The organism is Pseudomonas sp. B6(2017), from assembly GCF_002112765.1.
Taxonomy (GTDB): Bacteria; Pseudomonadota; Gammaproteobacteria; order Pseudomonadales; family Pseudomonadaceae; genus Aquipseudomonas; species Aquipseudomonas piscis.
In genome coordinates, this window is the sequence record NZ_NEIQ01000003.1 from 379,439 (window position 1) to 393,199 (window position 13,761).

Here is a 13,761-nt window from a genome sequence, read left to right on the forward strand (position 1 = left end):
GAAAACATGCCGGAACCCACCTTGATGAACTCCAACCTGATTGCCGCCGCGGAAATCGATCGCCTCGATACCTGGGCCAAGTACTCCGCGCCCATGTGCGGTTCCTGCATGTCCAGTTGCTGCACACTGCCAGTGGAAGTGAAGATCAAGGACCTGATCCGCATCGGCATCGTCGACGAGTTCGAGCGGGGCGAGCCGGCGAAGAACATCGCCAAGCGCCTGCAGAAGGAAGGCATCGTCGAGCGCTACAACCAGAAGTCGGAAATCTTCACCTTGCAGCGCATGAGCAACAACGACTGCCTGTATCTGGACCGCAAGAGCCGCCTGTGCACCATTTACGACAAGCGCCCCGATACCTGCCGCAACCATCCCAAGATCGGCCCGCGCCCAGGCTACTGCGCCTACAAGCCCAAGCCCCTGGAACGCCCGAGCAACACCAGCCGACGGACCCTGGAACGCTTCTGACCCCCGCCCACCCTCTGCAACTCTGCCGCCATCGCCGGTGTAGACAGCGTCTTGGCCGGTAATGGGCAAGACGGTCCCTACAGGTTTTCTCCAGGCACAAAAAAACGCCCCCGGCCTTGCGACCGGGGGCGTTTTTCATTCAGCCAGTCTTAGTTGGACTTGGCTTTCTTGGCAGCGCGGGTACGCTCGCCTTCGTCGAGGATCTTCTTGCGCAGACGGATCGACTTAGGAGTCACTTCGCACAGCTCGTCGTCCTGGATGAATTCCAGGGCCTGCTCGAGGGTGTGGCGAACCGGTGGTACCAGGGCGATGACTTCGTCCTTGCCCGAAGCACGCATGTTGTCGAGCTTCTTGCCTTTGGTCGGGTTCACGCCCAGGTCGTTGTCACGGCTGTTCAGGCCGATGATCTGACCGTTGTAGATCTCCTGGCCGTGCTCGACGAACAGCTTGCCGCGAGCCTGCAGGGTTTCCAGGGAGTAGGTCAGGGCCTTGCCGGTCTCGACCGAAACCAGAACACCGTTCAGGCGGCCGGACATCTGGCCGGACTTCATGGTGTCGTAGCGATCGAAGATCGAAGTCAGGATGCCCGCACCGTTGGTCAGGGTCAGGAACTGGTTACGGAAACCGATCAGACCGCGAGCAGGGATGTTGTATTCCAGACGAACACGGCCCTTGCCATCCGGCACCATGTTGGTCAGGTCGCCTTTACGCAGGCCCATCTCTTCCATGACCTTGCCCTGGGATTCTTCAGGGATGTCGATGGTCACGTTTTCGAACGGTTCCTGCTTGGTGCCGTTCACTTCGCGGATGATCACCTCCGGACGGCCTACAGCCATCTCGAAGCCTTCGCGACGCATGGTTTCGATCAGTACCGACAGGTGCAGCTCACCACGGCCCGATACCTTGAACTTGTCAGGGGAATCGGTTTCCTGGACGCGCAGGGCAACGTTGTACAGCAGCTCTTTGTCCAGACGGTCCTTGATGTTACGGCTGGTGACGAACTTGCCTTCCTTGCCGCAGAACGGCGAGTCGTTGACCTGGAAGGTCATGGAAACGGTTGGCTCGTCAACGGTCAGCGGCTTCATCGCTTCGACCGTATCCGGGGCGCACAGGGTGTCGGAGATGAACAGCTCATCGAAACCGCTGATGCAGACGATGTCGCCAGCCTGGGCTTCTTCGACGTCGACGCGGTGCAGGCCGTGGTGGCCCATCAGCTTGAGGATACGGCCGTTGCGCTTCTTGCCTTCGGTGTCGATGGCCACAACCGGGGTGTTCGGCTTGATGCGACCACGGGCGATACGGCCAACACCGATCACACCCAGGAAGCTGTTGTAGTCCAGGGCAGAGATCTGCATCTGGAACGGACCGTCACGGTCGACGCTTGGCGCAGGCACGTTGTCGACGATCGACTGGTACAGCGGGGTCATGTCTTCGGCCATGTCGGTGTGGTCCAGACCGGCGATGCCGTTCAGGGCCGAGGCGTAGACCACTTTGAAGTCCAGCTGTTCTTCGGTAGCGCCCAGGTTGTCGAACAGGTCGAAGATCTGGTCCAGAACCCAGTCAGGACGCGCGCCCGGACGGTCGACCTTGTTGATCACCACGATCGGACGCAGGCCGGCTTCGAAAGCCTTCTTGGTCACGAAACGGGTTTGCGGCATAGGGCCGTCTTGAGCGTCGACCAGCAGCAGAACGGAATCGACCATGGACATTACGCGCTCAACTTCGCCGCCGAAGTCGGCGTGGCCGGGGGTGTCCACGATGTTGATGTGGTAGCCGTTCCAGTTGATGGCGGTGTTTTTGGCCAGGATGGTAATGCCGCGCTCTTTTTCCTGGTCGTTGGAGTCCATCACGCGCTCGTCGTTGAGCTCGTTGCGCTCCAGGGTGCCGGACTGGCGCAGGAGTTTGTCTACCAGGGTGGTCTTACCATGGTCAACGTGGGCGATGATGGCGATGTTGCGTAGATTTTCGATCACTTGTGTATCTCGATCAGAGGATTCGGTGTGCTGACCAGTGCGGGCAGCGATGGACAGTAGATTCAGGCCTTGCCGTTACAGCTTGACGGCGGCGTCGGGGGGCCGGTGACGCAAGCCACAGGCGAACAGCCCCGGGCATTTAGCTCGGTCTATAAACGCGCACATTGGCATGTCCCTCGCTGAGCAGATGGTGAGCATGCAGGCGACTCATGACGCCTTTGTCGCAATACAGCAGGTACTGGCGGTTGGGGTCCAGCTCCTTGAAACGAGCGTTCACCGCATAGAACGGCAGCGCTTGCACTTCGATCCCCGGCAGTTCCAGCGGATCGTCTTCCTGGGCATCCGGATGGCGGATGTCGATGACGATCTGGCCGGCCAGGGCTTCGTCGACTTCCTCGACCTTGAGGTCCTGGCCCAGCTCGTCGATCACGCGATCGATCGGCACCAGCTTGGCCCGCTCGATCGCTCGCTCGAGCACGGCCATGTCGAATTCTTTCTCTTCATGCTCGACGCGATGGCGCTTGGCATTGGTCTTGGGGTTCACCGAGATGACCCCGCAGTATTCCGGCATGTGCCTGGCGAAATCGGCGGTGCCGATCTGGTTGGCCAGGTCGATGATGTCCTGCTTGTGGCTGGCGATCAGCGGCCGCAGCACCAGCTTGTCGGTCACGCAGTCGATCACCGACAGGTTCGGCAGGGTCTGGCTGGAAACCTGGGAGATCGCCTCGCCGGTAACCAGCGCGTCGATGTGCAGGCGCTCGGCGATGCTCGAGGCGGCACGCAACATCATACGCTTCAAGATGACGCCCATATGACTGTCGTCGACCTTGCCGAGGATCTCGCCGAGCACTTCCTCGAACGGCACGCTGACGAACAGCACGCGCTGGGAGCTGCCGTACTTCTTCCAAATATAGTGCGCGACTTCCATCACGCCCAATTCATGGGCACGACCGCCCAGGTTGAAGAAGCAGAAGTGCCCCATCAGGCCGCGGCGCATGATCTGGTAGGCCGCCACGGTGGAGTCGAAGCCGCCGGACATCAGCACCAGGGTCTGTTCCAGGGCGCCCAGCGGGTAGCCGCCGATGCCGTTGTGCTGGCTGTGGATCACGAACAACCGTTGGTCGCGAATTTCCATCCGCACTTCGATTTGCGGCTCTTTCAGGGAAATTCCCGCCGCACCACACTGCCGGCGCAACTGGCTGCCGACGTACTTTTCCACATCCATGGAGCTGAATTCATGCTTGCCGGCACGCTTGCAGCGCACGGCGAAGATCTTCCCTTCCAGGGCGTGGCCGAAGTGCTGCTTGCACTTGGCGACGATGTCGTCGAAATCCCCCAGGGGGTATTCATCGACCTGCAGGAAATGCGCGATGCCGGGCATGCAGCGCAGGCGCTCGGTCATCTCCTTCAGGGCCTTGGGCTCGCTGACGGCGGTTTCCAGCTCGAGGTTGTCCCACACACCATTGACCACCACGGCCGGGTCCAGGTCGCGGAGCACGGCACGGATGTTCTTGGCCAGCTGACGGATGAAACGCGTCCGTACCGGGCGGCTCTTGATGGTGATTTCCGGGAAAACTTTAACGATTAGTTTCATGAAAACAGCGCGCGCTGGGCCAGCCGAAAAAGGGGGGCGCGGATTATAGCGGAAATTGCTCAAGGTTTAACCAGTTAATGTGCAGAAGGTTTTCAATGCACCAAAACGGGTCATTCGTTCGAATAAGCGCTACATTGCAGTGCGCAAAAAGCCGGCGTTCGTTGCCATGGGTCGTACAAAGCGTGGTTTTGGAGCACAAAACCCATCCCAGGGCACTGGCATGCAATTTGCTCCCTTGTGAGGCAGGTTGCCATGGCAGAGTATTCGCGCCGGCATCACCCACATTCTAAGGGCACTCCAACATCAAGCCCGAAGCCACCCCGGAGGACACTATGTCGAAGTCGGTTCAACTCATCAAAGATCATGACGTCAAGTGGATTGATCTGCGCTTCACGGACACCAAGGGCACTCAACATCACGTGACCATGCCGGCTCGTGATGCGCTGGATGAGGACTTCTTCGAAGCGGGCAAGATGTTCGATGGTTCCTCCATCGCTGGCTGGAAAGGCATCGAAGCCTCCGACATGATCCTGATGCCGGACGACGAGACCGCCGTGCTCGACCCGTTCACCGAAGAGCCGACCCTGATCCTGGTGTGCGACATCATCGAGCCTTCGAGCATGCAGGGCTACGACCGTGACCCAAGGGCGATCGCCAAGCGCGCCGAAGAGCACCTGAAGGCCACCGGTATCGGCGACACCGTATTCGCAGGTCCAGAGCCTGAGTTCTTCATCTTCGACCAGGTGAAGTTCAAGTCCGACATCTCCGGCTCGATGTTCAAGATCTACTCCGAGCAAGGCTCGTGGATGTCCGACCAGGACGTGGAAGGCGGCAACAAGGGCCACCGTCCAGGCATCAAGGGCGGCTACTTCCCCGTGCCACCGTTCGACCATGACCACGAAATCCGTACCTCCATGTGCAACGCACTGGAAGAAATGGGCCTGACCGTCGAAGTCCACCACCACGAAGTGGCGACTGCCGGCCAGAACGAAATCGGCGTCAAGTTCAACACCCTGGTGAAGAAGGCCGACGAAACCCAGACCCTGAAGTACGTGGTGCACAACGTGGCCGACGCCTATGGCCGCACCGCCACCTTCATGCCAAAACCGCTGTACGGCGACAACGGCTCGGGCATGCACGTACACATGTCGATCTGGAAAGACGGCAAGAACACCTTCGCAGGTGAAGGTTATGCCGGCCTGTCCGATACCGCCCTGTACTTCATCGGCGGCATCATCAAGCACGGCAAGGCCCTGAACGGCTTCACCAACCCGGCCACCAACTCCTACAAGCGCCTGGTGCCAGGCTTCGAAGCTCCAGTGATGCTGGCCTACTCGGCCCGTAACCGCTCCGCTTCGATCCGCATCCCTTACGTGTCGAGCCCCAAAGCCCGCCGTATCGAAGCACGCTTCCCGGACCCGGCCGCCAACCCGTACCTGTGCTTCGCCGCACTGCTGATGGCCGGCCTGGACGGTATCCAGAACAAGATCCACCCAGGCGATGCCGCGGACAAGAACCTGTACGACCTGCCGCCTGAAGAGGCCAAAGAGATCCCGCAAGTTTGCGGCAGCCTGAAGGAAGCCCTGGAAGAGCTGGACAAGGGCCGTGCGTTCCTGACCAAAGGCGGCGTTTTCAGCGACGACTTCATCGACGCCTACATCGCCCTGAAAAGCGAAGAAGAGATCAAGGTCCGCACCTTCGTGCACCCACTGGAATACGAGCTGTACTACAGCTGCTGATCCGGTAGCGCTCGCGCAAGCGGCGTGATCGAAAGGCCTCCTTCGGGAGGCCTTTTTCATTCCCGGCACAAACGCCCCGGGGATTTTCCGTGGGCGTCCCGCCAGCTTGCAGGCATCATGGCCAGCCCATTACCCACCCGGAAGCCCGCCGATGAAATCTTCCCTGAGCCTGTTTCTCGCCCTGGCCTGCGCCCTGTCCGCCAGCCTGGCCCGGGCCGATGACACCCCGGCCAGCCTCGCCCCACTACTGGGCAGCATCGCTGAACGCCTGACACTCGCCGAGCAGGTGGCCTTGAGCAAATGGGACAGCCACAAGGCCGTGGAAGACCGGCCCCGGGAGCAACAGGTGATCGCCGCAGCCACGGCCCAGGCTGCCAGCCATGGCCTGGATGAGGCCATGGTGGAGCAGTTCTTCGCCGCGCAGATCGAGGCCAACAAGCTGGTGCAATACGCCAGGCTCTCGGCCTGGAACCTGCAAGGCCGGGCTCCGGACACTCCCCGCCAGGACCTGGCAGGACAGATCCGCCCGCAACTGGACCAGTTGCAAAAGCGCCTGCTGCAACAACTGGCCAGCTTCGCTCCCCGGCGCAGCGACCCGCACTGCCCGCAGTGGCTGGCCCGGGCCAACCAGGCCAGCGCCGGCGAACCGCTGCGCCAGCTGGCGATGATCCGGGCCACCGCCGAATTATGTGTATTCAAAGGTTAACCACGCCCGCCCCTGCCCGGTGCACCCCTATGCTGAGGGCTCGCCAGGAGGATCCGGACCATGCGTATCGCTGCTTTATGGCTGCTGTGGATAACCCTGCTGCCGGCTGATGCGGCCCCCTATCACCCCGCCGCCGGCCATTGCACCGGCAGCGACCGAGGACCCAGCGACTGGCCGCCTTCGAACAGGGCACCGGCCGCCTGCCAGACCAGCCAAAGGCAGGCCTACCGCCGCCTGCAGCTCAACGGAGTGCCGGAGCAGGGCGCGCTGCGGGCCAACAACGGCAGCTTCAGCGTCCAGGTAGACCTGCACCCGCCGCTACAGCCGTCCCATCGCCTGCGCCTGCTGCTGGATGGCGATCCCCACGGCGCCCCTGGCCGTGGCCCGCAGTTGCATTTGTCGAACCTCGACCGCGGCCTTCATCGCCTGGCGGTGCAAGTCCTTGAGGGCGAGCAAGTCCTGCAGCAAAGCGCGGAAATCAGTTTCTTCCTGCTGCGCGCCCACCGCTGAACGACTCCTGGGCCTGCACCGGTTGTTCCCGTCCAGCCAGGTGCATGCGTCGCTCATGCTCCAGCAGCCAGCGTTTGCGCCATAGGCCACCGCCATAACCGGTGTGCGAGCCATCGGCGCCGATCACCCGATGGCAGGCGATGACGATGGCGATCTGGTTGGCGCCATTGGCCCGGGCCACGGCGCGCACCGCCGTCGGCGAGCCGATATCCCGCGCCAACCCGGCGTAACTGCAGGTGCTGCCCAGGGGAATGGCCCGCAGCGCCTGCCATACCGTACGGGTGAAGGCCGAGGCCTGCATCGCCAATGGTGTCTGGAAAGACACCGGCTCACCGGCGAAATAACGGCGCAGTTCGGCCTCGATCTGGTCGATGGGGGCAAAACGCCCGAAGCCGATGCTCGAACCACTGCTGTCCTGCAACTTGCGCAGCTCCCCCGCCAGGGCCGGGCGGTCGAAGAACTCCAGCAGATGCAGGACCTGGGCATCGGCCACGGCCAGCATCACGCCGATGGGGGTCTGCAACCAATCCGCCTTGAGCAGCTCGCGCCCCCGCAAGTTCGAGGGTGGCTGGCCGACCAGCCGGCCGAAGGTCTTGCGAAAGCCGCTGTCGGAGTCGAAGCCGGCACTGATCTGGGCCTCGATCACCGGCTCGCCCGATGCCAGTTGCTGCATGCCCCGGCCCATGCGCCGCAAGCGGGCCATCTCCAGGAAGGTCACGCCGAAGTAGCGCTTGAAGGCACGCCGCACGGTGGACGGGTCCAAACCCAGGCGCACCAGGTCATCCTCGTACCAGCGGCGCTCGGCATCCGCGTGCAGTTGCTCGAGCAAGACCTTGACCCAGGGCTCCTGGACTCCCGCCTCGGCCAGTGGGCGGCAACGCAAGCAGGGGCGAAAACCCGCTTCGACACACCCCTTGATCGAGCCGAAGAACACCGTGTTATGGCGCTTGGGCTTGCGGGCGGCACAGGTCAGGCGGCAGAACACTCCGGTGCTTTTCACCCCGACATAGGCAAAACCTTCATAGGCCGGATCGCGATCCAGCAGTGCCTGGTACAGGGTGTCGTCGTCAGGGAGGCGAAACAGCAGGGGGGCGTGGTCCATGGTGCATCCTGGTTCTTCGAGCATCGGGTCCGGCACTCTAAACCCGCGCCCGGATGGTTGCCGCTGAAAAACGGGCGTCGATTCACCATCCAGCCGAAGGATCATGCACGGAGGCAGATCATGCACTATATTGGTGCACAACCTTGCACCCATGGCTCATCGGCCACCCATTTTGGGTCGAAAACCTTCGCCAGGGCTGGCAGCCCGCCAGGCAAGCGTCGTTCAAACGCCTGCTTCAGGGGCTCGGACGCTTCTTTTCGGAGCCTTGGTTTGGTTTTTGCATTTTCCCCATGACAGTGCTTCAACCCGTGCACGATCCGCGACCGGCCGCAGATCGCCCTGCTCCAAAAGAGGTCCGAATGACCATCAGCGACCCACTGCATCGCCTGTTACTGGACAACCTGACCACCGCCACCATCCTGCTCAACGCCGACCTGCGCCTTGAGTACATGAACCCGGCGGCGGAAATGCTCCTGGCCATCAGCGGCCAGCGCAGCCATGGGCAGTTCATCAGCGAGCTATTCACCGAGTCGGCCGAAGCCTTGAGCTCCCTGCGCCAGGCGGTGGAGCAGGCCCACCCCTTCACCAAGCGCGAGGCGATGCTCACCGCCCTGACCGGCCAGACCCTGACCGTGGACTATGCAGTGACGCCGATCCTCAGCAACGGTGACACCTTGCTGCTGCTGGAAGTCCATCCCCGGGATCGCTTGCTGCGCATCACCAAGGAAGAGGCCCAGCTGTCCAAACAGGAAACCAGCAAGATGCTGGTGCGCGGCCTGGCCCACGAAATCAAGAATCCCCTGGGGGGAATCCGTGGCGCGGCCCAGTTGCTGGCCCGCCAGCTGCCTGAAGAAGGCCTCAGGGATTACACCAACGTCATCATCGAAGAGGCCGATCGCCTGCGGAACCTGGTGGACCGCATGCTCGGCTCGAACAAGCTGCCGGTCCTGGCGCCGACCAATATCCACGAGGTGCTGGAGCGGGTCTGCAGCCTGGTGGAGGCCGAGAGCCAGGGCTGCATCACCCTGGTCCGGGACTACGACCCGAGCATTCCCGACGTGCTGGTCGACCGCGAGCAGATGATCCAGGCAGTCCTGAACATCGTGCGCAACGCCATGCAGGCCATCAGCACCCAGAACGAATTGCGCCTGGGCCGCATCACCTTGCGCAGCCGCACCATGCGCCAGTTCACCATCGGCCACGTACGCCACCGCCTGGTGACCAAGATCGAGATCATCGACAACGGCCCGGGGATTCCCGCCGAACTGCAGGACACCCTCTTCTTCCCCATGGTCAGCGGCCGTCCGGATGGTACCGGGCTGGGCCTGGCCATCACCCAGAACATCATCAGCCAGCACCAGGGCTTGATCGAGTGCGACAGCCACCCAGGCCACACCACGTTCTCGATCTTTCTGCCACTGGAACAAGGAGCCCCATCGACATGAGCCGAAGTGAAACCGTGTGGATCGTCGATGACGACCGTTCAATCCGCTGGGTCCTGGAAAAAGCCTTGCAGCAGGAAGGGATGACCACCCAGAGCTTCGACAGCGCCGACGGGGTGATGAGCCGCCTGGCACGCCAGACCCCGGACGTGATCATCTCCGACATCCGCATGCCCGGGGCCAGCGGCCTCGACCTGCTGGCACGGATTCGCGAGCAGCATCCGCGCCTGCCGGTGATCATCATGACCGCCCACTCCGACCTGGACAGCGCCGTCGCCTCCTACCAGGGCGGCGCCTTCGAGTACCTGCCCAAGCCATTCGACGTCGACGAGGCGGTGTCCCTGGTCAAGCGCGCCAACCAGCACGCCCAGGAACAGCAAGGCCTGGAAGTGGCCCCGAGCCTGGCCCGCACCCCGGAGATCATCGGCGAGGCGCCGGCGATGCAGGAGGTATTCCGCGCCATCGGCCGGCTGAGCCACTCCAACATCACCGTGCTGATCAATGGCGAATCCGGCACCGGCAAGGAACTGGTGGCCCATGCCCTGCATCGCCACAGCCCCCGGGCGAGTTCGCCGTTCATCGCCTTGAACATGGCGGCCATCCCCAAGGACCTGATGGAGTCCGAGCTGTTCGGCCATGAAAAAGGCGCGTTCACCGGCGCGGCCAACCTGCGGCGCGGGCGCTTCGAGCAGGCCGACGGCGGCACCCTGTTCCTGGACGAGATCGGCGACATGCCGGCCGACACCCAGACCCGGCTGCTGCGGGTGCTGGCCGACGGCGAGTTCTACCGAGTCGGAGGCCATACCCCGGTCAAGGTCGACGTGCGGATCATCGCCGCCACCCACCAGAACCTGGAAACCCTGGTCCATGCCGGCAAGTTTCGCGAAGACCTGTTCCACCGCCTCAACGTGATCCGCATCCACATTCCCCGCCTGTCGGATCGTCGCGAGGACATCCCGACCCTGGCCAGGCACTTCCTCGGCCGCGCGGCCCAGGAGCTGGCGGTGGAACCCAAGCTGCTCAAGCACGAGACCGAGGAATACCTGAAGAACCTGCCCTGGCCGGGCAACGTGCGCCAGCTGGAGAACACCTGCCGCTGGATCACCGTGATGGCTTCCGGGCGCGAGGTGCATATTGGCGACCTGCCACCGGAACTGCTGAGCCTGCCCCAGGACTCGGCGCCGGTGACCAACTGGGAGCAGGCATTGCGCCAGTGGGCCGACCAGGCCCTGGCCCGCGGCCAGTCCAACCTGCTGGACAGCGCGGTACCGAGCTTCGAGCGGATCATGATCGAGACCGCCCTCAAGCACACCGCGGGCCGGCGCCGCGACGCCGCAGTACTGCTGGGCTGGGGGCGCAATACGCTGACCCGCAAGATCAAGGAACTGGGCATGAAGGTCGACGGTGGCGACGAGGAGGACAGCGACGAGGCTTGAGCTGCCGTTCTGTAACCTCTATCGCGGGCAAGCCTCGCCCCTACGGATCTTGTGTTGCGTAGGCGCGAGGCTTGCCCGCGATGCTTTTCGTGCACCGAAATGGTGAGCCTGCACCAGCAAAAGGCTCAGCCAGACGCAGGATCTGCTTGCGAACGGCCGCACCAGGCCAGGCAAGAAAAACTCAACAAAACGGCGAAAGCCCCGAGAAACGGGGCCCTCAGCTTGAGCCTGCAATTAACTGAACCGTTTAATCCCGAATTGGCACGCCCCCTGCAATAACAAGATCACGAGCACCACCGCTCACCCGTTTCGGGGACCTTGGTACAGGCAGGCCAGGACTCCCCTCTTTAACACCCGGTCCGCCCGCGCCAAGCGAGCAGGCCAGAGTTTTGGGGACCCTGGTACAGGCAGGCCGGGAATCCCCTTCTTTACACCAGGGCTCGTCGCCGACAAAACGACCAGCCCTTCCCTTTTGGGGGCCTTGGTACAGGCAGGCCGGGGTTTCCCTCTTTTATTGCTCGCGCAGGCGGACTTCCAGGCGCCAACGCCCGTCCACCTCGCTTGCGCTCCATTCGCCCCGCAGCGGGCGAGCAGCCACCAGGTTCAGCAACAAGCCCTGGTCCGCCAGGCGTATCCGCCAGTTCGCGGTCCGCTGGTTGACCTGCAATTGACCCTGTTGTGCCTGGCCCGTGGCATCGAACAGCAGCGCCACCGCCCCCTCGATATGCTCGCCATGGACCTTGGGCTCACGGTCGAACCACACCACCAGGCCCTCGGCCACGCCTTCGACCTTGAGCAACTGCACCGGCTCGGTCTGGGTCAGGCGCCCGATCATCAAGCCAACCATCAACCCGACTATGGCCAGGGAGCCGAACACCCGCAGCATTAGCTTCGGCCGCGGGTCTTCTTCAGGCGTAGAATGCTGCCTGTCTTTCTCTTCGGAGCCGTGCATGTTTCACGTCATCCTCTTCCAACCAGAAATTCCGCCGAATACCGGCAACGTTATCAGGCTATGCGCCAACAGCGGCTGCCACCTGCACTTGATCGAGCCGCTGGGTTTCGAAATGGACGACAAGCGCCTGCGTCGCGCCGGCCTCGACTATCACGAATACGCCACCCTGCAACGCCACCCCGACCTCGCCAGCTGCCTGCAGAGCCTCGGCCACCCGCGCCTGTTCGCCTTCACCACCAAGGGCTCGCGGCCTTTCCACGACGCCAGCTTCCAGGAAGGCGACGCCTTCTTGTTCGGCCCGGAAAGCCGTGGCTTGCCGGCCGAAGTGCTGGACGCCCTGCCCGGCGAACAGCGCCTGCGCCTGCCCATGCGCGAAGGCTGCCGCAGCCTGAACCTGTCCAACACCGTGGCGGTGGCGGTCTATGAAGGCTGGCGCCAACTGGGCTTCAAATAAGCGCCTGCTCGTGCCGGAGCCAAGCGTGCCAGCGATGAACGGTACGCGGTGCTCAGGCATTTCGCGTCGCCCTTGTCGCGGGCAAGCCTCGCTCCTACCTGGAGGTTTCGCCGAGCCATGAAAAAAGCGCCGTCAAAGGCGCTTTTTTCATGGCTTGGCGAAGCTCTTATTGAACGGTGTTCTCGCCGGCCTGTATGCGTTGCAGCTCTTGGGCATACAGCGCGTCGAAGTTCACCGGAGCCAGCATCAGGGCCGGGAACGAACCACGGGTCACCAGGCTGTCCAGCGCTTCGCGAGCGTACGGGAACAGGATGTTCGGGCAGAAGGCACCCAGGGTGTGGCTCATGGAAGCCTCGTCCAGGTTCTTGATCAGGAAGATACCGGCCTGCTGCACTTCAGCGATGAAGGCCACTTCGTCGCCGTTCTTCACGGTCACGGACAAGGTCAGCACCACTTCGTGGAAGTCGGTTTCCAGGGCTTTCTGGCGAGTGTTCAGGTCCAGGGAGACGCTGGGTTCCCACTGCTGACGGAAGATCGCCGGGCTTTTCGGCGCTTCGAAGGACAGGTCACGCACGTAGATGCGCTGCAGGGAGAATTGCGGTGCGCTTTCGTCTTCGGCAGCAGCAGTGTTCTGTTGGTCAGTCATCTCAGATCCTTCTTGATCTCGGGGTCTATAAGGGAAGTTTCAGGCTGCCAGCAGCGCGTCGAGCTTGCCGGCGCGCTCCAGGGCAAACAAATCATCACAACCACCTACGTGGGTGGCGCCGATCCAGATCTGTGGCACGGACGTACGCCCGGCCTTCTGGGTCATTTCGGCGCGCACCTGCGGCTTGCCATCGACCTTGATCTCTTCGAAGGCTACGCCTTTGCTTGCGAGCAGATGCTTGGCCCGCGAGCAATAAGGGCAGTAATCACTGGAGTAGACGATGACCTGGGACATTACTTCACCAATGGCAGGTTATCGGCCTTCCAGCTGGCGACACCGCCGGACAGCTTGGCCGCGGTGAAGCCGGACTTCATCAGCTCGCGGGCGTGGGTGCCGGCGTGCTGGCCCTGGGCATCCACCAGGATGATGGTCTTGGCCTTGTGCTTCTCCAGCTCGCCGATGCGAGCGGTGAGCTTGTCCTGGGGAATGTTCAGCGCGCCGACGATATGGCCCGCGGCGTATTCCTTGGATGGACGGATATCGATCACCACGCCCTGCTCGCTATTGACCAGCGCAGTCAGCTCACCGGTGCTGAGGCTGCGACCACCGCGGCTCAGTTCGTGAGCGATCAGCAGGGCCAGGAGAATGACGAAGGCGCCGACGAGCAAGTAGTGTTCAGTAGCGAATTGAATCAGGTGAGCAACCATCTAAGGAGGTTCCAGGGCGTGAAAATGCCGGCCAG

14 protein-coding genes are annotated in these 13,761 nt (G+C 62.6%); 7 read left to right on the top strand and 7 right to left on the bottom strand.

The genetic code is table 11. The annotated features are described in order from the left end of the window. Positions 1-21 precede the first annotated feature (21 nt). On the top strand, positions 22-465 hold the full coding sequence (locus tag CAG11_RS07255) for a YkgJ family cysteine cluster protein (protein WP_031320092.1): 444 nt from the start codon (positions 22-24) through the stop codon (positions 463-465). A 149-nt stretch (positions 466-614) separates the two neighbouring features. On the opposite strand, the gene typA is transcribed toward CAG11_RS07255, so the two are convergent. Further along, positions 615-2,438: a translational GTPase TypA gene (gene typA, locus CAG11_RS07260; RefSeq protein WP_085595703.1), complete on the bottom strand. Its 1,824-nt coding sequence runs from the start codon at positions 2,436-2,438 to the stop codon at positions 615-617. A gap of 139 nt (positions 2,439-2,577) precedes the next feature. Continuing rightward, the gene (thiI, locus tag CAG11_RS07265) at positions 2,578-4,032 is read right to left on the bottom strand and encodes a tRNA uracil 4-sulfurtransferase ThiI (protein WP_053132543.1); all 1,455 of its coding nucleotides are present in this window, start codon (positions 4,030-4,032) and stop codon (positions 2,578-2,580) included. Between the two features lie 332 nt (positions 4,033-4,364). Here thiI and glnA point away from each other — a divergent pair, with 332 nt between their 5' ends. The 3 genes from glnA (at position 4,365) to CAG11_RS07285 (ending at position 6,987) form a co-directional block, all read left to right on the top strand. After that, entirely contained in the window at positions 4,365-5,771 is a 1,407-nt protein-coding gene (gene glnA / locus CAG11_RS07275) for a glutamate--ammonia ligase (protein WP_053132545.1), read from the top strand. Between the two features lie 151 nt (positions 5,772-5,922). Then, on the top strand, positions 5,923-6,477 hold the full coding sequence (locus tag CAG11_RS07280) for a chorismate mutase (protein WP_085595708.1): 555 nt from the start codon (positions 5,923-5,925) through the stop codon (positions 6,475-6,477). A gap of 60 nt (positions 6,478-6,537) precedes the next feature. After that, positions 6,538-6,987, top strand: a complete 450-nt coding sequence (locus tag CAG11_RS07285) for a hypothetical protein (RefSeq protein WP_085595710.1) — start codon at positions 6,538-6,540, stop codon at positions 6,985-6,987. Here the strand turns inward: CAG11_RS07285 and CAG11_RS07290 are convergent. Then, positions 6,956-8,089, bottom strand: a complete 1,134-nt coding sequence (locus CAG11_RS07290) for a bifunctional transcriptional activator/DNA repair enzyme AdaA (RefSeq protein WP_085595712.1) — start codon at positions 8,087-8,089, stop codon at positions 6,956-6,958. The genes CAG11_RS07285 and CAG11_RS07290 overlap by 32 nt on opposite strands. Positions 8,090-8,448: 359 nt before the next feature. Between CAG11_RS07290 and glnL the strand changes: the two genes are divergently transcribed. Together glnL and ntrC are read left to right on the top strand one after the other, a co-directional pair. Next, entirely contained in the window at positions 8,449-9,534 is a 1,086-nt protein-coding gene (gene glnL / locus CAG11_RS07295) for a nitrogen regulation protein NR(II) (protein WP_022639255.1), read from the top strand. After that, positions 9,531-10,967, top strand: coding sequence for a nitrogen regulation protein NR(I) (gene ntrC / locus CAG11_RS07300; RefSeq protein WP_022639254.1), 1,437 nt, complete (start codon positions 9,531-9,533; stop codon positions 10,965-10,967). Before glnL ends, ntrC begins: the two co-directional genes overlap by 4 nt. A gap of 511 nt (positions 10,968-11,478) precedes the next feature. Here the strand turns inward: ntrC and CAG11_RS07305 are convergent. Beyond that, a complete protein-coding gene (locus tag CAG11_RS07305) occupies positions 11,479-11,919 on the bottom strand; it encodes a hypothetical protein (protein WP_053132554.1) in 441 nt (146 codons plus the stop codon). Between CAG11_RS07305 and CAG11_RS07310 the strand changes: the two genes are divergently transcribed. Then, complete coding sequence (locus tag CAG11_RS07310) at positions 11,918-12,373, top strand: tRNA (cytidine(34)-2'-O)-methyltransferase (RefSeq protein WP_022639252.1); 456 nt, start codon at positions 11,918-11,920, stop codon at positions 12,371-12,373. The genes CAG11_RS07305 and CAG11_RS07310 overlap by 2 nt on opposite strands. Positions 12,374-12,539: 166 nt before the next feature. Here CAG11_RS07310 and secB read toward each other — a convergent pair whose 3' ends face one another. From secB to CAG11_RS07325, 3 genes are read right to left on the bottom strand one after another with little or no spacing between them, the layout of a single operon-like run. Beyond that, positions 12,540-13,019, bottom strand: coding sequence for a protein-export chaperone SecB (gene secB, locus CAG11_RS07315; protein WP_022639251.1), 480 nt, complete (start codon positions 13,017-13,019; stop codon positions 12,540-12,542). Between the two features lie 39 nt (positions 13,020-13,058). Beyond that, positions 13,059-13,313 (bottom strand): glutaredoxin 3, encoded by a 255-nt coding sequence (gene grxC / locus CAG11_RS07320; protein WP_022639250.1) that lies wholly within the window; start codon positions 13,311-13,313, stop codon positions 13,059-13,061. Beyond that, a complete protein-coding gene (locus CAG11_RS07325) occupies positions 13,313-13,726 on the bottom strand; it encodes a rhodanese-like domain-containing protein (protein ID WP_022639249.1) in 414 nt (137 codons plus the stop codon). The genes grxC and CAG11_RS07325 overlap by 1 nt, the downstream gene beginning before the upstream one ends. Between the last annotated feature and the right edge of the window lie 35 nt (positions 13,727-13,761).